Raw genomic sequence first — 26478 nt, forward strand, 5'->3', positions numbered from 1 at the left:
GATGTCCCTTCCTTATTCCATCATTTTTTCGATGGGCAGCACCAGAATGGAGCTGGCACCGAGGGCCTTGAGCTGCTCCATGGTCTCCCAGAACAGGGTCTCGCTGGAGACGACGTGCAGCGCCACCTGATTGGTGTCACCGGCCAGTTGCATGATGGTGGGGCGCTCGGCACCCGGCAGCAGATCGGTGATGGCATCGAGCTTGTCTTTGGGGGCGTGCAGCATGATGTACTTGCTCTCGCGGGCCTGCTGCATCCCCTGAATGCGGGGCAGCAGTTTGTCGATGAGCTTCTGCTTGGCATCGGACAAGGGGTTGGGGGCCTGTACCAGCACCGCCTTGGAGCGGTAGATCACCTCCACCTCTTTCAGGCCGTTAGCCTCCAGGGTCGCGCCAGTGGAGACCAGATCGCAGATGGCATCAGCCAAGCCCGCTCGGGGTGCCACTTCCACCGACCCGCCCAGCATCACGCTCTTGAAGCCGAGCCCCTTTTCGTCAAAGAAGCGCTTGAGCAGCCCGGGGTAGGAGGTGGCGATGCGCTTGCCGGCCAGACTCTGTGGCCCTGTGTAGGTCACATCTTCCGGCACCGCCAGCGAGAGGCGGCAGCCACCAAAGTCCAGCTGCTTGAGGGTTTTGACCTCGAAGGGGAGGCCTTGGGAGGCGCGAATAAGCTGCACCTCTTCCAGCACGTTCTCGCCGATGATGCCAAGGTCGACCACCCCTTCCATCACCAGACCCGGGATGTCGTCATCGCGGACCCGCAGGATATCGATGGGCATGTTCTCGACATGGGCGATAAGGCGCTGCTCGCGCAGGTTGATTTTCAGGCCACAGCTCTTGAACAGGGCTTGGGAGTCCTGGCTCAGACGACCGGACTTTTGCATGGCGATACGCAGACGTTGTGTTTCCATTGCTCGATTTCCTTCTAGTCAAAAACGGAAAAACCCTCGGAAGTGTGTGCTTCCGAGGGTTTATGAATCTTGCGGTCCTTTTGGAAGTCACCAGTTAAGTGTCTTCCAGCAGTCAACCTCCTGAAAGACTAGTCGGGATGATGATGGTGGTGATGAGTCTTCAGGGTGGTGAACTTCATGTAATCAATCCTTTACAAAATAAGATGTCGTAATTGACGCCTGATTTAAACTACCTGCCTTGACAGAAAATGCAACCCGAAATTGTGATTTGATCGATTAAAGTGGCGAAAACGGTTTTCTGGTCGATAACTAGACAATAACCCCTGCAGGAGTCGCCATCATGCCCAGCCAGGACCTGTTGTTCCCCATTTTGCCCCGGGCGCCTGCCGCGCCCGGCAGCGAAGAGATCAAGCGGGAAGTGAATCAGATCAGCAAAAAGCACCAGCTGCGCGAGACCAGCACTGACAACAGTGACTCCCAGCAGCGCCAGCAGGCGTATAGCACGCCCGCCAAGCGTGATCAGCCCAAGGCGGAGGAGGGCGATCACAAGCCGGACCCCGAGCATCAGATCGATCTGTTCGTCTAGGCAGATTATCTGTCCCGCTTTTGCCGCGCTTTTGGCATAATGGCCGCTTTTGCTGCGGGACGCCCTTTTGACCATCCAGACCCTGTTCAAGCCAGATGGCCCTCTGGCCAGCCATATCGACGGTTTCAAAGCCCGCGCTCCCCAACTGGAGATGGCCGAAGCGGTCGCGCGCGCCATCAAGAGTGGTGGCCGTCTGCTGGTGGAGGCAGGAACCGGTACCGGCAAGACCTACGCCTATCTGGTCCCTGCGCTGGAATCCGGCAAGCGGGTGGTGATCAGCACCGGCTCCAAGAACCTGCAGGAGCAGCTCTTCTATCGGGATCTCCCGACCATCACAGGGGCGCTCTCCTACACCCCGCCGGTGGCCCTGCTCAAGGGGCGCAGCAACTATCTCTGCATCGAGCGTATGAACCGGCTCTTGAGCGAATCCCATCTGCAAAAGCCTGAAATCCTGAACGATCTGGTGAAGGTCAAATCCTGGTCCACCGCTACCGATAACGGCGATGTGGGGGATATTCCGGGATTGCAGGAGAACGCCGAGATCCTCGCCCACGTCACCAGCACCAACGACAACTGCCTCGGTCGCGACTGCCCCTATTACGACGATTGCCATCTGGTGGTGGCTCGACGCCGCGCCATGGATGCCCAGGTGGTGGTGATCAATCATCACCTCTTCTTCGCCGATATGGCGGTGAAAGACACCGGATTTGGCGAGTTGGTGCCGGAGGCGCAAGTCTATGTGTTTGACGAGGCGCACCAGCTGCCGGAGATCGCCACCAACTACTTCGGCAAGTCGGTAGGCAGCCGAACGATTCAGGATCTTGCGCAGGATATCCAGCTGGCCTATCGGGCCGAGGCCCACGACATGGCCCAGCTCGGCAAGGCGGCGGACCGGCTCGCTATCGCCAGTCAGGATCTGCGTCTGGCCTTCGGGGTGGATGGCGGTCGCGGTAATACCCGCGACATGCTGCGCCAGCCGCTCTGGGGGCAGGCTCTGGCTCGTCTTAACGACGCCATCGGGCTCTGCTACGAGGTGCTGAAACTCGCTCTCGGCCGGGGCGAGCAGCTGGATCACGCCTTCGAACGGATCAGTGAACTGCGCACCCGCCTGGGTGAAGTGCTGGCGGTCAACCAGACCGGTTTCTCCTACTGGTACGATTGCTCACGGCTTCATTTCACCCTCAATCTGACGCCGCTATCGGTGGCCGAGCGATTCAGTGCCGAGGTGCAAAGACCGGAAGTGGCCTGGGTCTTCACCTCCGCCACCCTGACGGTGGATATGCGGTTTGATCACTTCAAAGCCGAGCTGGGGCTGGCGGGCAGCGCTGAGCTGATCCTCGACAGTCCGTTCGACTATGGCGAGCAGGCGCGGCTCTGTGTGCCCCGCTATCTGCCGGAGCCCAACGCCTTTGGTCGTGGCGAGCAGTTGGCCAATCTGATGATCCCGCTTATCAACAAGACGCCGGGGGGCTGTTTCTTCCTCTGCACCAGCCATCAGGTGATGCGTCAGGTGGCCGAGGTGCTGCGCCGGGAGATTGGCCGTACCGTCTTGCTGCAGGGGGAGGACAACAAGCAGCGGCTGCTCAAGGAGTTTGTCGAGAATGGCCGCGCTGTGCTGGTGGCGACCAGCAGTTTCTGGGAGGGGATCGACGTGCGAGGGGCGGCGTTGTCGTGTGTTATCATCGACAAACTGCCGTTTGCCAGCCCTGATGATCCGCTGCTCAAGGCGCGGGTGGATGATTGCAAGCTCAAGGGGGGTGATCCCTTCGCCGAGCTGCAGTTGCCCAAGGCGGTGATTGCCCTCAAACAGGGGGTGGGGCGGCTTATTCGTGATCGCAGTGATCACGGGGTACTGGTGATCTGTGATCCACGCATGGTCAACAAGCCTTATGGCGCCACCTTTATCAAGAGTCTGCCCGCCATCCCTCGCACCCGGGAGTTGGGTACGTTGGGGAGTTTTTTCGATCGCACTGAACGCGGTGAACAAGTGTGCCGCCAGCTAACAGATTTGAACAACGGGTGAGCATATCTCGCTTGCCGGTTATGTAATTGACTGATTTTATAGAGATTGGAAAGCATGAATGAGTTGAAGATCCTGGCCGTTGATACCGCCACCGAAGCCTGCTCCGCCGCCTTGCTGGTGGGTGACAAGCTGTTCTCCCGCTGGGAGGAGGCGCCACGGGATCACACCCGAAAAATCCTGCCCATGGTTCAGGCTGTGTTAGAGGATGCCGGGATAAGTTTGAGTGACCTCGATGCCATCGCGTTCGGCCGTGGTCCGGGCTCCTTTACCGGCGTGCGGATCTGCATCAGTGTGGCACAGGGGCTGGCGTTTGGTGCAGGTGTGCCGCTGATTGGCATCTCGACCCTGGCCGCCATGGCGCAAGGCGCCTATCGACTGGATGGCGCCGAGCAGGTGCTGACCGCCATCGATGCGCGGATGAACGAGGTCTATTTCGGCCGCTATGAGCTAATTGATGGCCGCATGCAGCTGGTGGGGGACGAGGTGGTGAGCGAGCCCGCGGCACTGGTTGACGTCCGTGGCAAGCTTGCGGGCCCTGTGACCTGCGTCGGCACCGGTTTTGAAACCTATGGCGAGACCCTGAGTGGTCTGGCCGATGAGCTGGCGGAGAGTCAGGTGCGCTTCCCAGCAGCAGAGGACATGCTGCCGCTGGCCCGCGCCGCCTGGCTGGCGGGGGAGGCTGTGCCGGTGGAGCAGGCGACGCCGGTCTATTTGCGTGACAAGGTGACCTGGAAAAAACTGCCGGGTCGCGAATAAGGGCAGGAGCACTGACGTCATGTCGCTCTTGCCGCTCATCAGCTGCAATAAAAGCGGATGGCCCGACGGGCCACGCCGGCAACAGGAGAGTGACATGATGCGTAATAGCAGAAGCGACATGATGAAACGCGGGATGGTGGTCGGGGCGCTGGCCCTGCTGCTCGGGGCCTGCAGCTCGGTCCCCAAGGAGCTGGCCTATGAGCCAGAAAACCAGCTGGTGGCCTATCAGCCCGCCCTTGGCGGAATGGAGGGCAAACCGGCCCGCTGGAGCGGCGTTATCTCGGCGGTGCACAACAAGGCGGATCAGAGCGTTATTGAAGTGGTCTATCTGCCGCTCAAGTCCAACGGTGTACCGGAGCAGACCGAGCAGAGCCCGGGTCGCTTTCTGGCCATCATGAAGGGTTTTGTCGACCCGACCCTCTACGCCAAGGGGCGCAGCCTGACGGTGCTTGGCACCATAGGCAAACCGGTTGATAGCCAGATTGGCGAGCACAAGTACCGCTTCTCTGTGCTCAATGTGACGGGCAGCAAGCTGTGGCCGCCAGTCAAGGAGGTGGAGGTGCGCTATATGGACCCCTACTTCTACGACCCCTTCTATGATCCCTTCTGGCCGAGACGGCCGCTGCGTCGCTAAGGCTTGCCATGATCAAGAGCATCAAAAGCACTCTGCACGAACGTCTGCTCACCTTGGCAGATGGTCGGCAGGTGGCCCTGCTTGAGAATCAACTCGCGGATCAGGCTCAGCAGGGCAAACCCCTGCTGATTGCCCTGCACGGCTGGCTCGACAACAGTGCCAGCTTCTTGCCGCTGGCGCCGCATCTGGGGGATTTTCACCTCATCTGTGTCGATCTGCCGGGGCATGGTCATTCCGATCACAAAGCCACCCCTTATGTCTTTGTCGACTGGCTGGACGATCTCTACCAGATCGTGCAGGCTGCAGGGTGGTCGCGTTTCACTCTGCTAGGTCACTCCCTCGGGGCGCTGATCGCCTCCGCCTATGCCGGGGTGTTCCCCGAACAGGTGGAGCGGTTGATCATGCTGGAGGGGCTGGGGCCGCTGAGCCAGCCCGATGAGGAGGTACCTGCTCAGCTGCGACGTGCAATTTTAAACCGCAGCCGCACCCGGGAGCGCAGTGCCAACGGCTTTGCTTCCATTGATGAGGCTGTTGCCGCCCGTTGCAAAGTGGCGGATATCACGCCGCAGGCGGCGCGTCTTATCTGTGAACGGCAGCTTGAGATGAGGGCAGGGCGCTGGCACTGGCGCAGCGACCCCCGCTTGCGGGATCTGTCGCCCCTGAGAATGAGCGAAGGACAAGCCCGGGCATTGATGGCGGCTATCCGTTGTCCTGTGCTGTTGATTCAGGGGGAGCAGGGCTTTGCTGCGCTTGAAGCCCAATGGCAGGCCCGTCAGGATGCCTTCCAGCAGATCGAGCGGGTCATATTGGGTGGAAACCACCATTTTCATATGGAAAATTCGGTTGATACGGCCGTTTGTATCGTAAAGTTTTGTCAAGTTCGGTAGAATCGCCAGCTTTCAATAATTCTAGGTTTGTTTTCTCCCTCACATTTTTCTGTTGTTAATTTGCTGTTAATTGATGTTGCGCTGTGTAAATATGTGCGGCATTAGAGCATCAGCTTAAAACAACCGATTAAAATGGATGTGAACCGGGACGGAGGCAACACAGTGAGCGCACAGGTGCTAGTTATGCAGGAGAAGTTTGTGGAAAAAGTCTGGCTGAAACGTTATCCGGAAGGGGTCCCCGCCGAGATCAATCCAGACCAATACAGCTCCCTGGTCGAGATGTTCGAATCCTCGGTGACCCAGTTTGCCGATCAGCCCGCCTTCGTCAACATGGGCCAAACCATCACCTACCGCCGACTGGAAGAGCAGTCCCGCGCCTTTGCTGCCTACCTGCAAAACGAGCTGAAGCTGGAGAAAGGGGATCGGGTTGCGGTGATGATGCCTAACCTGCTGCAATACCCCATCGCCGTGTTCGGCATCCTGCGCGCCGGCATGATCGTGGTCAACGTCAACCCGCTCTATACCCCGCGCGAGCTGGAGCATCAGCTCAAAGACTCCGGTGCCAAGGCCATCGTCTTCGTCTCCAACTTCGCCCATACCCTGGAAAAGGTGGTCTACGACACCCCGATCAAGCACGTTATCCTGACCCGGATGGGGGACAACCTGGGGCTGGCTAAGGGCACCCTGGTCAACTTCGTGGTGAAATACGTCAAGAAGCTGGTGCCGAAATACAATCTGCCCCACGCCACTACCATGCGTCAGGCCCTCTCCAAGGGGCGTTTCCTGCAGTACATCAAGCCGGAGATCACCAACGACGATCTCGCCTTCCTGCAGTACACCGGTGGCACCACCGGCCTCTCCAAAGGGGCCATGCTGACCCATCGCAACATGATTGCCAACGTCGAGCAGTGCCTCGGCGTCTACGGCCCCATGCTGGAACGCGGCAAGGAGTTCGTGGTCACCGCGCTACCGCTCTACCACGTCTTCGCCCTGACCGTGAACTGCCTGCTCTTTATGCGTATCGGCGGTTACAACCTGTTGATCAGCAACCCGCGCGACATCCCGGGCTTTGTCAAAGAGATCAAGAAGTACCCCTTTACCTGCATTACCGGGGTTAACACCCTGTTCAATGCGCTGGTCAACAACGAAGAGTTTCAGGGGATCGCCTTTGACAAGCTCAAGCTGACCATTGGCGGCGGCATGGCGGTGCAGCGCGCGGTTGCGGAGAAGTGGAAGACACTGACCGACACCCCGCTGCTGGAAGGCTATGGCCTGACCGAGTGTTCGCCACTGGTGAGCGTCTGCCCCTACGATCTGACCGATTACAACGGCTCCATCGGTTTGCCGGTCTGCTCTACCGAGATCCGGCTGGTGGATGACAACGGTCAGGTGATCCACGCCCTCGGCACCCCGGGCGAAATGCAGGTTCGTGGCCCGCAGGTGATGGTGGGCTACTGGCAGCGCCCAGAGGCCACTGCCGAAGTGATGCAGGATGGCTGGCTCTGTACCGGTGATATCGCCGTGTGCGACGAGCAGGGCTTCTTCAAGATCGTTGACCGCAAGAAGGACATGATCCTGGTCTCCGGTTTCAACGTCTATCCGAACGAGATTGAAGATGTCGTTGCCCTGCACCCGAAAGTATTGGAAGTGGCCGCTGTCGGTGTGCCACACAAGGTCTCCGGCGAGTTGGTGAAGATCTTTGTGGTCAAGAAAGATGCAAAATTGCAGGAGGACGAGATTATTGCCCACTGCCGCAAACATCTGACTGCCTATAAGGTGCCGAAACTGGTAGAATTTCGTGACGAACTTCCCAAGACCAATGTGGGCAAGATCCTGCGCCGCGTACTGCGCGACGAGGAGATTGCCAAGCAATAACCGGACTGCAGCTGCAGAATTTTCTGCAAACCAGCACCGTCGTTATGCAGAACCGTGGGTCATCCCACGGTTTTTTCTTTTTGGCCCTGATCAACCGCGCAGGCACAGATGCACTATCAACTTATCACTCAGCAAGCCGAACTTGAGCAGTATCTCGCTTCTCTGGCCGACGTTCCCCTGGCTATCGATACTGAATTCGTTCGCACCCGTACCTACTACCCCCAGCTTGGCCTGTTCCAGATCTATGACGGCGAGCATCTGGCGCTGCTGGATCCGCTGACGCTGGATCTCTCCGCCCTCTGGCAGCGACTGGGCCGGGAAGGGCAGATCGCCATCCTGCACGCCTCTGGCGAAGATCTGGAGCTTATCCAGCATCAGGCGGGCCACCTGCCCAATCAGATGCACGATACCCAGCTTGCTACTGCCTTTCTCGGTTACGGCGTCTCGGTCGGCTTTGGTGCGCTGGTGAACGAATTCCTTGGGGTCGAGCTGGAAAAAGATCAGGCGCGCACCGATTGGCTTGCCCGCCCGCTTACGCCGCGTCAGCTTGAATACGCGGCAGCGGATGTCTTCTACCTGATGCCGCTCTACGAGAAGGTGATGGCCAAACTGCGGGAAAGCGGCAAGTTTGCCTGGTTCGAGCAGGAGTGCCAAAACCACTCCGCCCGCAAGACCCAGGGCAGCGATCCCCGTCAGGCATATCTTGACATCGTCAACGCTTGGCAACTGGGTCGCCGCGAGCTCGCCATTCTGCGCGAGCTGGCCGCCTGGCGCCAGCAAGAGGCGGTGCGCCGCGATCTGGCCCTCAATTTTGTGGTGAAAGAGCTGCACCTGTTCAAGGTGGCGGAGCGTCGTCCTGCCTCCCTGCGGGATCTCAACGAGCTCGGCCTCTCGCCTATCGAGATCAAGATCCATGGCAAGCGGATGCTCGATATCGTCGCCCGCGCGCAGCAGAGCGATCCTGACAGCTGGCCCGAGCCCATTCGTCGACTGGTGGACTTCCCCCAGTACAAGGCCGAGCTCAAGCGCATCAAGGCCATGGTGGAAGAGAAGGCCAAGGCGAACAATATCCCGCCCGAGCTGATCGCCAGCAAGAAGATCATTCACCAGTACTTCACCTGGAGCTGGCGGATGAACGACGAAGAGCGGGCCCGCAGCGACAAGCCGATGCTGCTGCAAGGGTGGCGTCATGAGCTGGTCGGTCACCTGCTGGCACAATAAGCCACCAGACGGTTGCACCTATAAATCAATCCTCACCCTCGGGTGGGGATTTTTTATTTTCAGGGGATATTTATGATTTAAAATGTCAGAATATCTTGCGGTCGCTTATCAAATAATTGTGGCTCAAGAACAAGAGGTAGAAATAAACGCGCTTATTTTCCATGACTGTGATGGCAATAAAAAGTTATATATCATTAATTGTCTTATTGAACTTAATAGTGAAAATTCTTACAAGATAGATAGAGGTAAGTCCGCTACCAATAATACTGCAAACATGCAGATATGGTGATGCTTCAATAATTCCATTTCGCATGGCAGATGGGCATACTATAAAAGTAGTCAACAAGAAGCACATAGGGATATTGATTGTATGCTGTCTATTTATTGCATTTCTATCATCTGGCCATATGAAAAAACCATATTTATATGCCATAACTAAAAAAATGGTGATCAACAATAAGTAGTATATAACTTGAGGCAGTACATAGGTTAGTAAGCTGCTGTAACTGGCCTGAATGGGGACAAACTCAGCTCTATATATTATTTCAAATGCAATATTAACGAGTAGTATTATTATCCCATGAATGATTGTTGGGCGTTTGTAATCTCTGATTCTATATCTGGCTCGTGACTTCTTCAGGAAAAAAATAAATAACAATATGGCAATAGCTAAAGCAAGATACATTTTTGTTCCCAAGTTTTGATGGTCAGAGACAAATCATGGTGAATTATAAAGACTCGCTTGTACCTATAGCAATGAGGACTTCAGAAAAAAGGAAAAGGCAGCGGAACACCGCTGCCTTTTTTGATCACCAGATCGGCTGGGTCAGGTAGGGGTTGCTCGCCTTCTCGCGGCCGAAGGTGGAGCTGGGGCCATGGCCCGGGATAAAGACGATCTCGTCACCCAGCGGCAGCAGGGTCTCGGTGATCGACTTGATAAGCGTGCCGTGATCGCCACGGGGGAAGTCGGTGCGGCCGATGCTACCGGCAAAGAGCACGTCGCCAACCCAGGCGAGCTGCTCGGCTTGGGAGAGCAGCACGATATGGCCCGGGGTGTGGCCGGGGCAGAAGTAGACATCCAGCTCGCACTGGCCAAGCTGCACCTTGTCGCCCTGCTCAAGCCAGCGATCCGGCGTGAAGGCGGGGGTATGGGCGAAGCCGAACATCTGGCTCTGCTGGGGCAGCATGTCGAGCCAGAAGGCGTCCTCCTTGTGGGGGCCGGTAATGGCGACGCCGGTTTTTTCCCGCAGCTCGGCGGCGGCACCCACATGATCCAGATGACCGTGGGTCAGCAGGATGTGGGTCAGGGTCAGGCCGCGCTTGGCGATGGCCGCCAGCAGTTTGTCCGCTTCGCCGCCCGGATCGATCAGGGCCGCCTGATGGGTCTCGTCACACCAGATGAGGGAGCAGTTCTGGGCGAACTGGGTGACCGGGATCACCTCGAATTTCAACATAGAGTTCCTCGCTTGGGATGGGTCAGCCGCGCAGCGCGCTGGCATGCTGCTCGGCGAAATAGTCGAGGCAGGCCTGCTTGTCACCGCGAAACACGATGCGCTCCTGCTTGTTGCCAAGCTGATAGAGATACATGGGGTCGTAGTAGCGGGTCAGCAGCAACGTGATCCAGGCCAGATGCAGCGCGGTATCGCCGCTCTTTTCCTGCTCGGTGAGGGCGGTTTGCATCAGGGCATCCAGCTCACGGTGGGCCTGATCGCCGAGACGGCGCTTGAGGCGGGCCAGCGCATCGGTGAGGTAGGCGGCAAACAGCGGCCAACCGGCTTCCTGACCATACATGGCTTGATAGCGCAGCCAGAGATCGTGCACGTAATCTTCACGGATCTGCTCGGCCCGATCGATTTGCGGAACATCCACCACCACCAGCGGTGCCTGACTCATGGCCTCATGGAGGGAGAGGGGCAGGCAGCAGCGGCCGATCAGGCGGCTTTCATCCTCGACCACGAAGGTCTGCTCGCCGCGATGGCGGCGCTTGAGCAGCTCGATGGCGAGGTTGTTTTCAAAGTTGATGTTGCTGGGTTGGCCGCCGGGCAGCTGACCGAAGGAGGAGCCCCTGTGATGGGCATGCCCCTCCAGATCCACCGCCTGGGTCACCTGATCGAGCATGTGGGTCTTGCCGGAGCCGGTCATGCCGGTCAGCACACTCCAGTGACACTCGGCAGAGGCCTTGTCCTGGGTGTCAATCAGAAAACGGCGCAGCTCCTTGTAGCCACCGGCGACGCGGGGGCGAGTCACCCCCGCATCAGCCAGCCACTGTTGTACGGTTTGCGAGCGCAGGCCGCCGCGAAAGCAGTAGAGCACGGCATCGGGCTGCTGGCGCAACTGCGCCAGCCAGCCTTCGAGTCGCTCGGCACGTACTGCTCCCCCCACCAGCTTGTGTCCAAGCTCAATGGCGGCGGCCTGACCCTGCTTCTTGAAGCAGGTCCCCACCTGGGCGCGCTCATCGTCTGTCATCAAGGGCAGATTGGTCGAGCAGGGGAAGGCCCCCTCCTTGAACTCGATGGGGGCGCGCACATCAATCAACGGCACATCGTCCAAAAAGAGTTGGGCGTAGTCCGTGGCCAGTGGCAATTCACTCATTGGACAATCTCGATAAAGCGGGAGCCATCAAGGGGCTTGATCTGGCCGATGGGCGAGAGCGCAAGGCCAGCTTCGCGCGCGATGGCGAGCAGCTCGGCTTCGCTCTCTTTCCCCACGGCGACCAGCAGGCCGCCACTGGTTTGCGGGTCGCACATGATGTTGCGGGTGCGATCGTCCATGGCATCGAGCTTGTGTCCGTAGGAGTCGTGGTTGCGCAGGGTCCCGCCCGGGACGCAGCCCTCGGCGAGGTAGTAATCCACCTCGTCCAGCAGTGGCAGCGCCTTGAAGTCGAGGCGGGCGCTGACATTGGATCCTTCGCACATCTCCAGCAGATGGCCCGCCAGACCAAAACCGGTCACGTCGGTCATGGCGTGGACACCCGGTAGCTCGGCAAAGCGCTGGCCGATCTTGTTGAGGGTGCACATGGCATTGGGGGCCAGCTGCTCGTGTTCAGGCTTCAGCTTGCCCTTCTTCTGGGCGGTGGTGAGGATGCCGATACCGAGGGGCTTGGTCAGATAGAGGGTGTCACCCACCTTGGCGGTGTCGTTCTGCTTGATGGCGTCGAGAGGCACGATACCGGTGACCGCGAGGCCGAAGATGGGCTCGGGGGCATCGATACTGTGACCACCGGCCAGCGAAATCCCCGCTTCGTGGCACACCTGACGGCCGCCGTCGATCACCTGCTGGGCTACTTCCGGTGCCAGGGTATTGATGGGCCAGCCGAGGATGGCGATGGCAACGATGGGCTTGCCGCCCATGGCGTAGATATCGCTGATGGCGTTGGTGGCGGCGATGCGGCCAAAGGTGAAGGGGTCATCGACGATGGGCATGAAGAAATCGGTGGTGGAGACAATGCCCTGACCGTTGCCGATATCGACCACGGCCGCGTCATCCTTGCTGCTGTTGCCAACGATCAGGGTCGGGTCGTTGAAGCCCGGGATCTGGCTCTTGAGAATGGTGTCGAGCACCTTGGGAGAGATTTTGCAGCCACAGCCAGCGCCGTGGCTGTATTGGGTCAGACGAATGGAAGACATACTTACCCCTTGTTTGTGCACCGTGTGCAGAGGCTCTGTGGGAGCCATCTTGGTCAATGCGCGGCCATCTACCGTCATGTAAAGAGCCGCAAAAATAGGTGGCCTTGGCTGCTTCTGGAAGCAGTGATGTCAGGCAGTCACGCAGGGCTGCCGGGTAGGACGGGGAAGAAGAGGCGACAGATGCGCCAACACAGCCCCGCCAAGGGCCACAGGACAGGGCATTATGCCACAAATGCCCCCTCCGGTTCGAACAGGAATTCACACAAAGCGAAGGGGATTGGCGGGTGGAGGGTTAGGGAGGAGGGCTCTGGCTTGAGCCACTCAATTATCGGCAGGGGTGAAGAGAACTCGCGGACTTGCCCCGCTGAGATTGGTTTAACCTCAGCGGGGCTATCAGTTGGCGAAAACGGGTTAGCCGGCTTGCTCCAGCACCGGCTGGCGAGCCTTGCCCCAGCGGCGCAGGCGCCGTTGCAGTGGCCGCTCCAGCAGGTTGTAGCTCAGCGCCGAGAATCCGATCAGCACCGCCAGCATCAGCAAGGTTGCCACTACCCCCAGCAGCGGGTTGGTCTGGCCATACCACCACTCGGTGATCCCCGGCGCCAGATAGTGGATGAGCTCGCAGCCGGTGAGCAGCACCAGCGCGTGGAGCAGGTAGATAGAGTAGGAGAGATCCCCCAGCCAGTTGGTGAAGCGGTTATCCAGGAAGCGCAGCAGCGGGCTTTGGCGATTGCCCTGGCAGGCGGCAATCCAGATCAGAAGCACGTAGGAGCCGATCAGCAGCAGTGTCAGTGGTGGCGTCATGGTGAACTGCATCAGCGCGAAGGGCAGCACAAAGGCGACCAGCAGCGGCAGATCTCGCTTCATCATGGGCAAGCCTTGCGCGGCCTTGACCCTCGGCAGCAGCCAGAGGCCGAGCACAAATTCACTCACCCCGCGCCCCACCGCCAGCGTGCCGCTGGTGACATCCAGGGTGCCGCGACTGTGCACGATAAAGGCCAGCACCGTCAGCGCCAGCAGGGGGGCGAGATGGCTCCAGCGACTGCGGGTGACTGCGAGCGGAATCAGCAGCGGGAACAGCAGGTAGCTGATCCACTCCACGCTGAGGGACCAGGCGGCGAAGTTCCAGGTCAGCCCGTGATCGGTCACCACCTGCAGCAGCAGAAAGGCGCTCGGCAACGCCTCGGCCGGGGTGAAGGGGGAGCCGAAGGGGGGCATCCCTTCCCACTCCCACATCTTGAACAGGGGGCCGGCGTAGAAACCCACCCCGTGCTGCGCCTTGTAAAGCTCCCAGCCGACCAGCAGCAGCAGGGTCACCAGATAGAGGGGGTAGACGCGGGTCAGCCGCAGCCAGAGAAAGCGGCTATAACCGATAGTGCGGGGAGTGCGGGTGAAACCCTCCCCATAGACATGGGCCAGCACCACGCCGCTCAAAATAAAGAACAGGTCGACCCAGAGGTAGCCGTTCTCGATGAGTTGGGTGTGGCCTGCGATCGACTCCATCCACTGGGGAAAGAGCAGCAAGCGGGCATGGAACAGCACCACCATCAGGGCAGCGATGCCCCGCAGCGGCGTTAACAGCGGCAATGATTGATTCATAACGGGATCCCTTGTGATGTTCAGCTTGGCCTGACATCTATTTAGTTGTTGTGCCGCCCATCAATCCTGACGGGACGGTTGCCCCGGCTCGGCTGCTGCAGGCGGGATCACACTACGGAAAAGAGAGTCATACGGATGTGATTTAAATCATAAATGTGCAGTTATTGTGCAAAGTAATTTAAACAGAGAAGAAGTGGGGCGCTGGCAGCAAAAGAGGAGGAGAAGGAATGCGAATAAAGCAGAGAGGGTGGTCATCGGGGCGAGCGTCAGGCTCAGTCCTATACGGCGCGGGCAAAACAATCAGGCCCGCAAGGGGCCTGATTGATCACAAGGGGAGGGTGGTTGCCGATCAGCGGGCGCGAACCACCAGACCCTTGAGGTAGAAGCCTTCCGGATAGGCGGTACCGATGGGGTGATCGGAGGCCTGGGAGAGCAGCTCCAGGATCTGGGCATCGCGACCGGCATCGAGCGCCGCATCGGCAACGATCTTCTGGAACAGGCTCTGCTCCATCAGGCCGGAGCAGGAGTAGGTCAAGAGCACGCCACCCGGCGCCAGCAGCTGGAACGCCAGCATGTTGATGTCCTTGTAGCCACGGCAGGCACCCAGCAGCTGTGCCTTGCTCTCGGCGAACTTGGGTGGATCCAGCACGATGACGTCGAACTTCTCGCCCTTCTCGCGATATTCACGCAGCAGCTTGAACACGTCATGACGGACGAACTGGGTGTTGCTGGTATCCAGCCCGTTCAGCTCGGCATTCTGGCGGGCAATATCCAGCGCATTCTGGGAGAGATCGACGTTGACCACTTCCTTGGCGCCGCCCTTGAGGGCATAGACGCCAAAACCACCGGTGTAGCAGAAGCAGTTGAGCACCCGCTTGCCTTCGGTGTACTTGGCGGCAGCCTGACGGTTGTCCCGCTGATCCAGATAGAAACCGGTTTTGTGGCCGTTGCGAATATCCACCAGGATCTTGACGCCGCCATTCTCCTCGATGACCACCGGCTCGTTCGGGGTCTCGCCATAGATAACGCCGGTGCGCTCTTTCAGCCCTTCCTTCTTGCGCACTGCCACATCGGAGCGCTCATAGATGCTGCACTCGGGGTAGAGGGTACGCAGCGCCTGCGTTATCAGCTCGCGCTGGAACTCGGCACCGGCGGAGAGAATTTGGCATACCAGAAAATCGGCGTAGCGGTCGATGGTCAGACCCGGCAGACCATCGGATTCGGCAGCGCAGAGGCGATAACCGGTGAGGCCCTGACGCTTGATGAGCCCGTCGCGGGACTCTTGTGCGTATTTGAGACGACGGATAAAGAAGTCGAGATCGACGGTCTCATCCTTGTCGAAGGTCCAGACCCGGGCACGGATCTGGGAGCTGCCCGACCAGGCGCCACGAGCGAGCCATTTGCCGTCATGGGTGAGGATCTCGACGGTATCGCCGTCAATGGGGTTGCCCTGAACCCGCTCGATCCCTTTGGAGAAGATCCAGGGGTGGCGACGCAGCAGGGATTTTTCGCGGCCTTTGACGAGATAGATGGAAGCGCTCATGGATGTTTGCCAGATGGTCAAAAGAAAAGGGGCCACATTCTATGTGGCCCGCAGGTAAAACTCAAACGGCCCGGTGCATCAGCGTGCCCGAACCGGATGTGACTGACAGATCAGATCCGGATCCCCTTGAGTGCCAGGGTCAGCTCGCTGGCGGTGGCTTTCAGCCCCTGCGTGCCAGCCACCGAGGCGCTGGCAGACTCCTCCACCTGCGCTGCTTCATGGCGTACCTGATCCAGATTGTGGGTGATCTCGGCGGCCACCGAGCTCTGCTCTTCGCTCGAGGTGGCGATCTGGGTACTCATCTCCAGCACCGCATCGCTGTGATTGCTCAGCTTCTCGATATCGAGCCCCACCTCGCTGATGAGTTGCTGGCTGCTGGCCGCGCGACCCACAGTTTTCTCCATGATGTCGTTCAGCGCCCCGGTGCCGGCTTGCAGCTCTTCGATCATCTTCTGGATCTCGACCGTTGCCTGCTGGGTGCGGCTGGCGAGGGTACGCACTTCGTCGGCCACCACCGCAAAGCCGCGTCCCTGCTCACCGGCGCGGGCAGCTTCGATGGCGGCGTTAAGGGCCAAGAGGTTGGTCTGCTGGGAGATGGCGTTGATGACGCTTACCACCTCGTTGATGCGGTTGGCATTGTGGGTCAGGCGCTCTACCGCGCCGGAGGCATTGCCAATCTCGTCGGCCAGAGTGCGGATCGCCTCTATGGTACGAGCCACCCGGTTGGCGCCATTGGCCGCCTCTTCGCTCGATTGACGGGTCTGCTGCAGGGTGTCGTTAGCATTGCGCGCCACTTCGCGAATGGCAGCTGACATCTGTTCCATGGCGGTGGCAGCGAATCCATGTGCTGGCGCTGGGACCGCGCCATGCTTTCGCCTTCGCGGGCATGGTCACGAAACTCATCGGCTGCCATGGTCAACGCTTCTGCAGACTCCTCCACCAGTTTGACGATCTGGTGCTGGCGGTCGGTAAAGCGGTCGATGCTGCCCGCCAGGGTGGAGAACTCGTCCCGCACCGGGAAGAAGTTGAGACGGAAGGTGAGATCGCCGTCCGCCACGGTTTGCAGCGCCTTGTTGGTGGAGTAGAGCGCTCCGGAGACAAAGGTCATCATGTAGTGGATCACCAGTGCCATCAGGGCGGCCAGCGCGCCGATCAGGAGCAGGGTCGAGCCCTGACCCTCCCACATGGAGAGGTTGCCGGTGTCGAGATCACCGGTGACGTAGCCTGCCTGACCCGCTGGCGCGCTAAAGAGGTAGTGATCTCCTTGCTGCTGCAACCCGCTGCTGCCTTGTCGAGTCAGACGCAGATCAGCAGGCAACACCAGAGTTGGCTGCTGGCTGACCAGCTGCGCCGTGGTCTCGACCCGTTGCTGCAACTGTGCTACCCGCAGGGAGATCTCCTGCTGATGGCTGGCCGCCAGCATATACCAGCTGAGAAAGGCGATGATGAAGAGAGGTAACCAGAACGCGATATGGAATTTTTCACTGATGGTGAGGTGAATGAGATAGCGGTCAACCCACCGGAATTTAACTTCTTTCATAATGGAGCTGCATCCTGCAGAGATATAGAGTGTCGCGCACATTATCGTCTCGGGAATTTTTTTCTTAAGCAGAAGGTGTGAGAAATGGGAGAGCAATCGTTTGTCATTCGGGTGTGGGGGCAGGTGCAGGGGGTGGGATTTCGCTATTTCACCCGTGAGCGGGCGCTGCAACTGGGTTTGCGGGGCCATGCCTACAACCTGGAGGATGGCTCGGTGGAGATCCTCATTAGCGGCCCCGCGCAGGGGGTGCAGATGATGCTGGGCTGGCTGGAGCATGGCCCGCGCACCGCTAGGGTGACCCGGATGGAGTATGAAGAGGCGCTGCCGCCCACCGGTCAGGGCTTTCACACCAACTGAAGGGGCGGAGACGAGATGGACGCGGACAAGGAAGGTCTGTTGCTGACTCAGGCAACAAGCTGGGTCGCCCGTTATCAGGAGGCGGCGCGGGCGGTGCGCGAAGAGGCCAGCGAACCGGCCGTGCATGGCTACCGTATCGCGGCGCGCCGCTTGCTGGCACTGCTCGCCCTGTGGCGACCACTCGCCTATCATCCCGAGCTGGAGCGGCGTCTGCTGCGCTCGGTCGGGCGGCTTTCGGCGCTGCGGGATGCTCAGGTCTACGCCGAGCGTTTTGGCAAGCTGCCTGCCAGCACGGGTAATACCCACAAATCGGCCTGTCGCGTGCCCCTGTTGTCGAGGCGACTGGCCCGCTGGCTTGCAGCGGTGGCGCAGGTGCCGGATGCGCGGGCATTGGCATCGCTCTATCAGCAGCATCTGGCCCTGCGCCTTGATGAGGCGCAGGGCGCTCTCGATGAACCTATTCCCTGCGTTGGGAAATCTGCCAGCTCCCGTCAGCAACAGTTGCGCCGCTGGCATCGGCTGCGCCTCGAGATCAAGCAGGCCCGTTATGGCGTGGAACTGTTGCTGGATCTGGGGAGTGGAGATCCCGGCTGGTTGAGCACCCTGACTCACTGGCAGGAACGACTCGGCCAGTTGCAGGATTGGCGTCAATGGCGGCGGAGGTTGCGAGCAGAGCAGGGGAACACCCGCAAGCAGACGAAACTGCGGCAGCAGTTGAAGCAAAAGATCACTGCCCGTTTGCGTCAATTGGACTGCCAGCAGGCGGAGCTGGTGGCGCTCAAACTGGCGATGCAGGCAGGCCACAACATGGAAGACATGGCAAGTCGGCTGGTCAGATATTCAGAACAAAATGTATCGACCGCGAATCCCGGTTGTGGATAGCCCCGAGACCGCAATCTGCGGAAGTCATCCGCGACCAGCATCTACAGAAACTATCCAAGCCAAATATGTGAGACAAAAAAAGAGAGGCCGTTTGGCCTCTCTTCTCTATCTGGCTGTGGTCGCAGTCAGCGATACGCTTACTTGACGCGCATGCCCGGCTGGGCGCCTTCCTGCGGCTCCAGGATCCAGAGATCCTTGCCGCCCGGGCCTGCAGCCAGCACCATGCCTTCGGACATGCCGAAACGCATCTTGCGCGGCGCCAGGTTGGCCACCATCACGGTCAGCTTGCCTTCCAGATCTTCCGGGTTGTAAGCGGACTTGATACCGGCAAACACCTGACGGGTCTCGCCGCCGATATCCAGTTGCAGCTTGAGCAGCTTCTCGGCTTCCGGTACCGCTTCGGCCTTCTTGATCAGCGCGACGCGCAGGTCAATCTTGGCAAAATCGTCATAGGTGATGGTTTCGCTGATGGGGTCATCAGCCAGCGGGCCGCTCACTTTCGGTGCCTGCTCCTTGGCCAAGTCTTCCTTGGATGCCTCGATCATGGCTTCAATCTTCGCCGGCTCGATGCGGGAGAAGAGGGCCTTGAACGGCGCAACGGTATGATCGACCAGCGGCATCTCGATGCCATCCCAGCTGAGGGTTTCGGCCAGGAAGGCTTCGGCACGCTCGGCCAGCAGCGGCATGACGGGCTTGAGGTAGGCCATCAGCACCCGGAACAGGTTGATGCCAACAGAGCAGACCGCCTGCAGCTCGGCGTCAGCCCCTTCCTGCTTGGCGATAACCCAGGGCGCCTTGTCGTCCACGTAGCGGTTGGCCTTGTCGGCCAACGCCATGATCTCGCGGATGGCGCGGCTGAACTCGCGGCTCTCATACGCTTCGGCAATGGCGGTGCGGGCGTTGGCGAATTCGGCGTAGAGCTCGGGTTCGGCGCAGGTTGCTGCCAGCTTGCCGCCAAAACGCTTGGCAATAAAGCCGGCGTTGCGGGAGGCGAGGTTGACCAGCTTGTTGACCACGTCGGCGTTGACGCGCTGCACGAAATCTTCGAGGTTCAGGTCCAGATCATCGATGCGGCTGTTGAGCTTGGCGGCGTAGTAGTAACGCAGGCACTCCGGATCCAGGTGGTTCAGGTAGGTGGATGCCTTGATAAAGGTGCCCTTGGATTTGGACATCTTGGCGCCGTTGACGGTCACATAGCCGTGCACGTTGACCTTGGTCGGCTTGCGGAAGTTGGCACCTTCCAGCATGGACGGCCAGAACAGGCAGTGGAAGTAGGCGATATCCTTGCCGATGAAGTGGTAGAGCTCGGCGTCGGAGTCCGCTTTCCAGTAGCTGTCAAAGTCGATGTCGCCACGCTTGTTGCACAGGTTCTTGAAGGAAGCCATGTAACCGATGGGGGCATCCAGCCAGACGTAGAAGTACTTGCCCGGGGCGCCGGGAATTTCGAACCCGAAGTAGGGGGCATCACGGGTGATGTCCCACTGCTGCAAACCGCTTTCGAACCACTCCTGCATCTTGTTGGCCATCTCTTCCTGAATGGCGCCGGAGCCGCGCACCCACTCAGAGAGCCATTTTTCAAACTGCGGCAGGTCGAAGAAGAAGTGCTCGGAGTCCTTCATTACCGGAGTCGCGCCGGAGACGGCCGATTTCGGATCGATCAGCTCAGTCGGGCTGTAGGTGGCGCCGCAGCTGTCGCAGTTGTCGCCATACTGCTCCGGAGATTTGCACTTGGGGCAGGTTCCCTTGACGAAACGATCCGGCAGGAACATGGATTTTTCCGGATCGAACAGCTGGGAGATGGTGCGGCTCTTGATAAAGCCACCATTTTTCAGGCGGCCATAGATCAGCTCCGCCAGCTCGCGGTTCTCGTCGCTGTGGGTGGAGTGATAGTTGTCAAAGCTGATGTTGAACCCGGCGAAATCGGCCTGGTGCTCCTTGGAGACAGCGGCAATCATCTCTTCCGGGGTGATCCCCATCTGTTGCGCCTTGAGCATGATCGGGGTGCCGTGGGCATCATCGGCACAGATGAAGTGCACCTGATGACCGCGCATTCGCTGATAACGAACCCAGATATCGGCCTGGATGTGTTCCAGCATGTGGCCAAGATGGATGGAGCCATTGGCATAGGGGAGGGCGCAGGTTACCAGCATTTTACGAGGATCAGTTGCCATATTACGTTCTTGATGTGCTTGTTGGGATGATAGAGTGCCGTGCATGTTACCCGAATTGGGGGTAGCCTGCCTAGGGTTGTGGCTATGCCAACCTTGGCAGCACCTGCCGTTATGATGGCAGGCAAGCCACTGATTTGTGTGCGGTAACCGTTCACCTCAAGATAATGACAAGATAATGAGGAGTTAATGGTGATTGATTCAGTAAAACAGATCCTCGCCGAATTTAAGCCAGCAGGCTGGCACAAGGATCTGGTGGATGCCGGATTCGTTCGCGAGATCATCAATCAGGGTCAGGGGCTTACTATCCGGCTGGTATTGCCGTTTGCCGGTCTCTCGCTGCTCGATCAGCTCAAAGAGAACTACGATGCCAGACTGCGCAGCGCCACCGGTGCTGCCCGTATCGACTGGGCACTGGAGATTGACGTCGCCAGCATGCCGAGGGCGCAGGGCCTCAATGCCGTGCAGGGCATTCGCAACATCATCGTGGTCGCCTCCGGCAAGGGGGGGGTGGGCAAATCTACCACTGCGGTCAATCTGGCGCTGGCCCTGCAAAAAGAGGGGGCGCGGGTCGCCATTCTCGATGCCGATATCTATGGCCCTTCCATTCCCACCATGATGGGCACCCTCACAGAGCGCCCGGTCAGCCATGACGGCAAGCTGATGGAGCCGGTGATGGCCTGCGGCCTCAAGAGCAACAGTATCGGCTATCTGGTTTCCGAGCAGGATGCCACCATCTGGCGCGGCCCGATGGCGAGCAAGGCGCTGGCGCAGATCCTCCATGAGACCCGCTGGGGCGAGGTGGATTATCTGGTGGTAGACATGCCGCCGGGCACTGGCGATATCCAGCTCACCATGGCCCAGCAGGTGCCGACGTCGGCGGCGGTGATCGTCACCACCCCGCAAGATGTGGCGCTGGCCGATGCCCGCAAGGGGATCGCCATGTTCAACAAGGTCAATGTGCCGGTGCTCGGTATTATCGAGAACATGAGCTACCACGTCTGCAGCGCCTGTGGTCATCATGAGCCGCTGTTCGGTACCGGTGGCGGCCAGAAGATGGCAGAGCAGTATCAAGTGGCACTGCTTGGCCAGTTGCCGCTGCACATCGATATCCGCCAACACATGGATGATGGCTGTCCGACCGTGTTCGGCGCACCGGAAGGGAGCTTGGCTAAGGCCTATTTGAAGCTGGCGCGCAGGGTAGGGGCTGAACTCTTTTTCAGCGCAAAACCGATTGCGACCCCCCTCTATGCCATGGCGCTGGATGAATAATCGGCGGTCGGTCACTTGAAAGGGAATTGAGGGTGGGCATGACCCACCCTTTTTTATATAATGGATCGGTTTAAACCATCCCCACTGCTCTTCTCTTTTAGGTATTTGTCATGTCTGATACTCAACATTCGTGTGTGATCATCGGTATTGCGGGCGCATCTGCGTCTGGCAAAAGTCTTATAGCCCAGACCATTTATGAAGAGCTGGTGGCCGAACTGGGCGCAGGTCAGATTGGTGTGATCACCGAAGATTGCTACTACCGTGATCAGACCCACCTGACCATGGAAGAGCGGGTCAAGACCAACTATGACCACCCTAACGCGCTGGATCACGACCTGCTGGTACAGCACCTGAGCCAGCTGGTCCAAGGTGACGCGGTTGCCATTCCCCAGTACTCCTACACCGAACACACCCGGATGAGCGAAGTGACACCGTTTGCGCCGCGCCGGGTGATCATTCTGGAAGGGATCCTGCTGCTGACCGACAGCCGTCTGCGGGATCTGATGGATGCCTCCATCTTTATGGATACCCCGCTCGACATCTGCCTGCTGCGCCGTCTGGTGCGTGATGTGCAGGAGCGTGGCCGTACCATGGACTCCGTGCTCAAGCAGTACCAGAAGACAGTGCGTCCGATGTTCCTGCAGTTTATCGAGCCGTCCAAACAGTATGCCGATGTGATCGTGCCCCGTGGTGGCAAGAACCGCATCGCCATCGACATGCTCAAAGCGCGTATCCGCCACATGTTGATTGGTTAAGATGAAACAAGCCGGGTGATGCCCGGCTTTTTTAAAAGCACAATTTGTCAGGAGAGTCGCCCAATGCGTCTGTGTGATACCGATATTGAACGCCATCTGGATGAAGGCAAGATCGTCATTGAGCCACGGCCCGGGGTAGAGCGGATCAGTGGTGTCAGTGTCGATGTGCTGCTGGGTAACGAGTTTCGGGTGTTTCGCGATCATACCGCGCCCTATATCGACCTGAGCGGCCCGAGCAGCGAGATGGCCGATGCCATCGATCGGGTGATGAGTGACGAGATCCACATCCCCGATGGCGAAGCCTTCTACCTGCACCCGGGTCAGCTGGCGCTGGCGGTGACCTACGAATCCGTCACCCTGCCTGCCGATATCGTCGGCTGGCTGGATGGCCGCTCTTCATTGGCGCGGCTGGGTTTGATGGTGCACGTGACCGCGCACCGGATCGATCCGGGTTGGTCCGGTCGCATCGTGCTGGAGTTCTACAACGGCGGCAAACTGCCGCTGGCACTGCGCCCGAAGATGAAAATTGGCGCCTTGAACTTCGAGATGCTCTCCGGCGTCGCGGCCCGTCCCTACAACAAGCGGGAAAATGCCAAGTACAAGAGCCAGCAGGGTGCCGTTGCCAGCCGTATCAATCAGGACTGATAACTGGCAACACGGCAACGATGCAAGGGAGCACAAGGTGCTCCCTTTTTGCATCTGGAATCAAACGGATATGGGGTTGATGGTGCTGGTCGGATGAGATTGGTTGGGCAGGGACGTTTTATCACCACTTCTGCCCGTTTTTCTGTCATAAAAATGTCATAAAAATTAAATTATTGGCTTAATTGTCAGCTATTTTTGCCCTTTCCCGCAATCATTGATGGCTTTAATTAATCGATGGCAAGCCGCATGAAGACTGGCTCTAGGATATTTTTTTCCAAAAAGCTCTTTTTTTTTATGGCTGAAATATTTCAATGGTGGCTATGGTGTTGGCCGCCATCTGGCATAATCCGCCGCAACTCATAAACAGGCTTTTTTTTATGTTTGAAATGTTTAGTGGTTTGGGTTTGTGGTGGTCAATCGGTTTGGTATTGGCCGTTTTTTTTGTGCTTGCCTATGAATTTATCAACGGCTTTCACGATACCGCCAACGCGGTAGCAACGGTTATCTATACCAAGGCGATGCCAGCTCACCTGGCGGTCGTTGCATCGGGGATCTTCAACTTTTTTGGCGTCATGTTCGGCGGTCTGGGTGTGGCCTATGCCATTGTCCATCTGTTGCCCATCGACCTGCTGCTTGGGATGGACTCCACCCAAGGGTTGATCATGGTCTTCTCCTTGTTGTTTTCCGCCATCGTGTGGAACCTGGGCACCTGGTTCTTCGGGATCCCGGCCTCCAGTTCACATACCTTGATCGGTTCCATTCTGGGGGTAGGCGGCGCCTATGCCTGGATCACCCATAAACCGGTGACAGAAGGGATCAACGTGGGCAAAGCGATCGACATCATGCTTTCCCTCATCATCTCTCCCACCATCGGCTTCATCATAGCGGCACTGCTGCTGCTGGCGATGAAACGCATCTGGACCAGCAACAAGATCCACAAAACACCGGAAGAGCGTCAGCTGGTCGATGGCAAGAAGCACCCGCCATTCTGGGCGCGTCTGACCCTGGTGGCCTCGGCCATGGGCGTCAGCTTCGTACACGGCTCCAACGATGGCCAGAAGGGCATCGGTCTGGTGATGCTGGTGCTGATCTGTATGGCGCCTGCCTATTTCGCACTGGACATGAACAGCCGCGCCTATGATCTGGACCGGACCCAGGATGCCAACCAGCGCATCATGGAGATCTACCAGCGCAACCAGTCCGCCCTCTCTGGTGTCATCAACTTCTCTGCACCAGCAACGGCTCAGGAAGAGCTGATGACCCACTGCTCCGCCGATGGCGTGCTGCAGGCGATGGCCACCCTGGATGCCCGTCTGGGGGCCGTGCGTACTTATGATCAGATGAGCCTGACCGACCGCCGCGAAGTGCGTCGTCTGCTGCTCTGTATCGATGACACCGCCCGCAAGGCTGCCAAGCTGCCGCTGCCAGCCAAGGAGCTGACCGATCTGGCCAAATGGCGCAAGGATCTGACCGCGACCGCTGAATACGCACCGACCTGGGTGATCGTCTCCATCGCGCTGGCGCTCGGTTGCGGCACCATGGTGGGCTGGCGTCGTATCGTCCATACCGTGGGCGAGAAGATCGGCACCACCGGCATGACCTACAGCCAGGGCATTGCGGCCCAGATCACGGCTGCAACCTCCATCGGGGTCGCCAGTCTGACCGGTATGCCGGTGTCCACCACCCACATCCTCTCTTCTGCGGTGGCGGGTAATGATTGCCAACAAATCCGGCCTGCAGAGCCAGACCATCAAGACCATCCTGATGGCCTGGGTGCTGACCCTGCCGCTGACCATGTTGCTCTCCGGTGGCCTGTTTATCGTCAGCCACCATCTGTTTGGTGGATAATATCGCTATTTTTCTAAGGGCCTGCGGGCCCTTTTTTCATATCTGTGATTGGTTTTAATATGCCAACAAACAAAATGTTGTATTGAAATTATCAATAGGTGTGATACTGAACATTAACGCTTTGAATGAACTTTCTCAGAGATATCAAAAGCGCAAACACAGGAGAAAGCAGGGCGTTTTCCTGTAGCAACACTCCTTTCAAAATCCCGTTCACCCGCTCCGCCAACGCATTCTGGTAACAGTCATACCCATCTGTCATCGAACATTTCACCCCGTACCGTTCATGTAGTGACTGATACAGCACCGAGCAATACTGCACGCCGCGGTCCGAGTGATGGATGAGTTCACCGCCGCCACGTCGTTGCTTCAGCGCTTTCTTGAACGCCATTGCCACCGATTCGGCATGCATTCCTTCGTGCACGTGATGGCCCACTATCTTGCGTGAGTACGCATCCGTCACCAGGCTCAGGTACAGCGGCCCGCTCCTGGCTGGCAGATAGGTGATATCTGCGACCCAGACCTGCTCCGGGGCCACCGGTGTGACCTGCTCTGACCCCGCCTTGAGCAAGTTGGGATGACGGTAGAAACGGTGAAAACTATGGGTGGTCTTGTGATACGCCCGCCTGGGCAGCACCAGCAGGCGGTGCTCGGCCAATATCTGAAACAGCCTGTCCCGCCCGACCTTGAGCCCGCCATCATCCTGACCCTGCAGCAGATAATGCAGCTTGCGAGTGCCCACCCGCGGTTGTCGCAGTCGAACCTGACGCACGAAGCGCACCACCTGCAATTCCTGTGCATGGCGCTCGTCGGCTACCCGATTGCGCTTGTAGTAAGCCTGCCGGCTTATCCCCAGAAACAGGCAAGCCCTGACAATGGTCAGCCTCTCGACTTGCCGCTGCGAGAGGACTTGCCGGGTCGCTTTTTTACGATGGAGACGCCGTAGTCATTCTTCAGTACATCGACGACGGCCTCAAAGAACTGCGCCTTCTGACTCATCAGCGCCAGCTGCTGATCGAGTTCCTTGATGCGCTGTTCGGGCGTCTGGTTGTCGGGGTCAGGCATGGTGATGCTCCTGCCGGCGCGTACAGAAGCCCCCTGGCTCCAATCTTGCCGACCATGTTTACGCAACCATACCAGAACGGTGGAGCGGCCCTGAATGCCATAACGCACCTGAGCCTGTTTATAGGTGAGCTCACCTTTTTCAATCTGCTCGACCAGTGCCAGTTTAAAAGTCAGCGAGTAATCGCGCTGTGTCCGTTTCACACCTTGTCCCATCGGATTCTCCATTTATTGGGGGGGAAAGGTGTAAACCATATTCAGGATGGGAAAAGAGAAATAAAAAAGCCACACCGGTT

Annotated in this window: 19 protein-coding genes, 3 pseudogenes and 1 other annotated feature; of the genes and pseudogenes, 13 read left to right on the forward strand and 9 right to left on the reverse strand. The window is 58.6% G+C overall.

Translation table 11 applies throughout. The features are described 5' to 3' along the window. Nucleotides 1–12 precede the first annotated feature (12 nt). A complete protein-coding gene (gene hisG / locus ACTG27_RS05660; protein WP_005352174.1) occupies nucleotides 13–909 on the reverse strand; it encodes an ATP phosphoribosyltransferase in 897 nt (298 codons plus the stop codon). A 24-nt stretch (nucleotides 910–933) separates the two neighbouring features. Further along, nucleotides 934–1062, reverse strand: a sequence feature (His leader region). 187 nt (nucleotides 1063–1249) lie between these two features. Between hisG and ACTG27_RS05665 the strand changes: the two genes are divergently transcribed. The 7 genes from ACTG27_RS05665 to rnd all read left to right on the forward strand — a co-directional run bounded on the left by ACTG27_RS05665 (nucleotide 1250) and on the right by rnd (nucleotide 8891). Next, nucleotides 1250–1495: a hypothetical protein gene (locus tag ACTG27_RS05665; RefSeq protein ID WP_439979271.1), complete on the forward strand. Its 246-nt coding sequence runs from the start codon at nucleotides 1250–1252 to the stop codon at nucleotides 1493–1495. 67 nt (nucleotides 1496–1562) lie between these two features. Next, entirely contained in the window at nucleotides 1563–3518 is a 1956-nt protein-coding gene (locus ACTG27_RS05670; RefSeq protein ID WP_088869088.1) for an ATP-dependent DNA helicase, read from the forward strand. Nucleotides 3519–3572: 54 nt separating this feature from the next. Further along, nucleotides 3573–4274: a tRNA (adenosine(37)-N6)-threonylcarbamoyltransferase complex dimerization subunit type 1 TsaB gene (gene tsaB / locus ACTG27_RS05675; protein WP_439979272.1), complete on the forward strand. Its 702-nt coding sequence runs from the start codon at nucleotides 3573–3575 to the stop codon at nucleotides 4272–4274. Nucleotides 4275–4392: 118 nt separating this feature from the next. Further along, nucleotides 4393–4908 (forward strand): Slp family lipoprotein, encoded by a 516-nt coding sequence (locus ACTG27_RS05680; RefSeq protein ID WP_041202708.1) that lies wholly within the window; start codon nucleotides 4393–4395, stop codon nucleotides 4906–4908. Between the two features lie 8 nt (nucleotides 4909–4916). After that, the gene (locus ACTG27_RS05685; RefSeq protein WP_439979273.1) at nucleotides 4917–5795 is read left to right on the forward strand and encodes an alpha/beta fold hydrolase; all 879 of its coding nucleotides are present in this window, start codon (nucleotides 4917–4919) and stop codon (nucleotides 5793–5795) included. 198 nt (nucleotides 5796–5993) lie between these two features. Next, nucleotides 5994–7670, forward strand: coding sequence for a long-chain-fatty-acid--CoA ligase FadD (gene fadD / locus ACTG27_RS05690; RefSeq protein WP_439980500.1), 1677 nt, complete (start codon nucleotides 5994–5996; stop codon nucleotides 7668–7670). 108 nt (nucleotides 7671–7778) lie between these two features. Beyond that, nucleotides 7779–8891, forward strand: coding sequence for a ribonuclease D (gene rnd / locus ACTG27_RS05695; RefSeq protein WP_335853807.1), 1113 nt, complete (start codon nucleotides 7779–7781; stop codon nucleotides 8889–8891). An 809-nt stretch (nucleotides 8892–9700) separates the two neighbouring features. On the opposite strand, the gene ACTG27_RS05700 is transcribed toward rnd, so the two are convergent. From ACTG27_RS05700 to ACTG27_RS05725, 6 genes and pseudogenes are all read right to left on the reverse strand, one after another. Further along, nucleotides 9701–10345 carry an MBL fold metallo-hydrolase gene (locus ACTG27_RS05700; protein WP_042030935.1) on the reverse strand — a complete coding sequence of 215 codons (645 nt, stop codon included), beginning with the start codon at nucleotides 10343–10345 and terminating at the stop codon, nucleotides 9701–9703. A 22-nt stretch (nucleotides 10346–10367) separates the two neighbouring features. Further along, nucleotides 10368–11483, reverse strand: a complete 1116-nt coding sequence (gene mnmH, locus ACTG27_RS05705) for a tRNA 2-selenouridine(34) synthase MnmH (RefSeq protein ID WP_335861433.1) — start codon at nucleotides 11481–11483, stop codon at nucleotides 10368–10370. Further along, a complete protein-coding gene (gene selD / locus ACTG27_RS05710; protein WP_439979274.1) occupies nucleotides 11480–12517 on the reverse strand; it encodes a selenide, water dikinase SelD in 1038 nt (345 codons plus the stop codon). Before selD ends, mnmH begins: the two co-directional genes overlap by 4 nt. A gap of 411 nt (nucleotides 12518–12928) precedes the next feature. Next, on the reverse strand, nucleotides 12929–14113 hold the full coding sequence (locus tag ACTG27_RS05715) for an acyltransferase family protein (protein ID WP_439979275.1): 1185 nt from the start codon (nucleotides 14111–14113) through the stop codon (nucleotides 12929–12931). A 349-nt stretch (nucleotides 14114–14462) separates the two neighbouring features. Further along, nucleotides 14463–15656 carry a class I SAM-dependent methyltransferase gene (locus ACTG27_RS05720; protein WP_025201720.1) on the reverse strand — a complete coding sequence of 398 codons (1194 nt, stop codon included), beginning with the start codon at nucleotides 15654–15656 and terminating at the stop codon, nucleotides 14463–14465. Nucleotides 15657–15766: 110 nt separating this feature from the next. After that, nucleotides 15767–17196, reverse strand: a pseudogene (locus ACTG27_RS05725) (methyl-accepting chemotaxis protein). A gap of 84 nt (nucleotides 17197–17280) precedes the next feature. On the opposite strand from ACTG27_RS05725, the gene ACTG27_RS05730 reads away from it, so the two are divergent. Both ACTG27_RS05730 and ACTG27_RS05735 read left to right on the forward strand, forming a co-directional pair. Then, a complete protein-coding gene (locus ACTG27_RS05730) occupies nucleotides 17281–17553 on the forward strand; it encodes an acylphosphatase (protein WP_005345583.1) in 273 nt (90 codons plus the stop codon). 15 nt (nucleotides 17554–17568) lie between these two features. Next, nucleotides 17569–18435: a CHAD domain-containing protein gene (locus tag ACTG27_RS05735; protein WP_439979276.1), complete on the forward strand. Its 867-nt coding sequence runs from the start codon at nucleotides 17569–17571 to the stop codon at nucleotides 18433–18435. A gap of 137 nt (nucleotides 18436–18572) precedes the next feature. Here ACTG27_RS05735 and metG read toward each other — a convergent pair whose 3' ends face one another. Beyond that, on the reverse strand, nucleotides 18573–20606 hold the full coding sequence (metG, locus tag ACTG27_RS05740) for a methionine--tRNA ligase (RefSeq protein ID WP_041202234.1): 2034 nt from the start codon (nucleotides 20604–20606) through the stop codon (nucleotides 18573–18575). Between the two features lie 186 nt (nucleotides 20607–20792). On the opposite strand from metG, the gene apbC reads away from it, so the two are divergent. From apbC to ACTG27_RS05760, 4 genes and pseudogenes are all read left to right on the forward strand, one after another. Next, nucleotides 20793–21875: an iron-sulfur cluster carrier protein ApbC gene (apbC, locus tag ACTG27_RS05745; RefSeq protein WP_307894919.1), complete on the forward strand. Its 1083-nt coding sequence runs from the start codon at nucleotides 20793–20795 to the stop codon at nucleotides 21873–21875. 110 nt (nucleotides 21876–21985) lie between these two features. Further along, nucleotides 21986–22630 carry a uridine kinase gene (udk, locus tag ACTG27_RS05750; RefSeq protein WP_307894918.1) on the forward strand — a complete coding sequence of 215 codons (645 nt, stop codon included), beginning with the start codon at nucleotides 21986–21988 and terminating at the stop codon, nucleotides 22628–22630. Nucleotides 22631–22693: 63 nt separating this feature from the next. Next, nucleotides 22694–23275, forward strand: a complete 582-nt coding sequence (dcd, locus tag ACTG27_RS05755) for a dCTP deaminase (RefSeq protein WP_005336719.1) — start codon at nucleotides 22694–22696, stop codon at nucleotides 23273–23275. A 377-nt stretch (nucleotides 23276–23652) separates the two neighbouring features. Continuing rightward, nucleotides 23653–25123 (forward strand): annotated as a pseudogene (locus tag ACTG27_RS05760) (inorganic phosphate transporter). A 184-nt stretch (nucleotides 25124–25307) separates the two neighbouring features. On the opposite strand, the pseudogene ACTG27_RS05765 reads toward ACTG27_RS05760, so the two are convergent. Continuing rightward, nucleotides 25308–26398: pseudogene (locus ACTG27_RS05765) on the reverse strand (IS3 family transposase); the annotation flags it as partial. Between the last annotated feature and the right edge of the window lie 80 nt (nucleotides 26399–26478).

The sequence above is a fragment of the Aeromonas sp. 97A genome (assembly GCF_051919185.1).
Taxonomy (GTDB): Bacteria; Pseudomonadota; Gammaproteobacteria; order Enterobacterales; family Aeromonadaceae; genus Aeromonas; species Aeromonas veronii.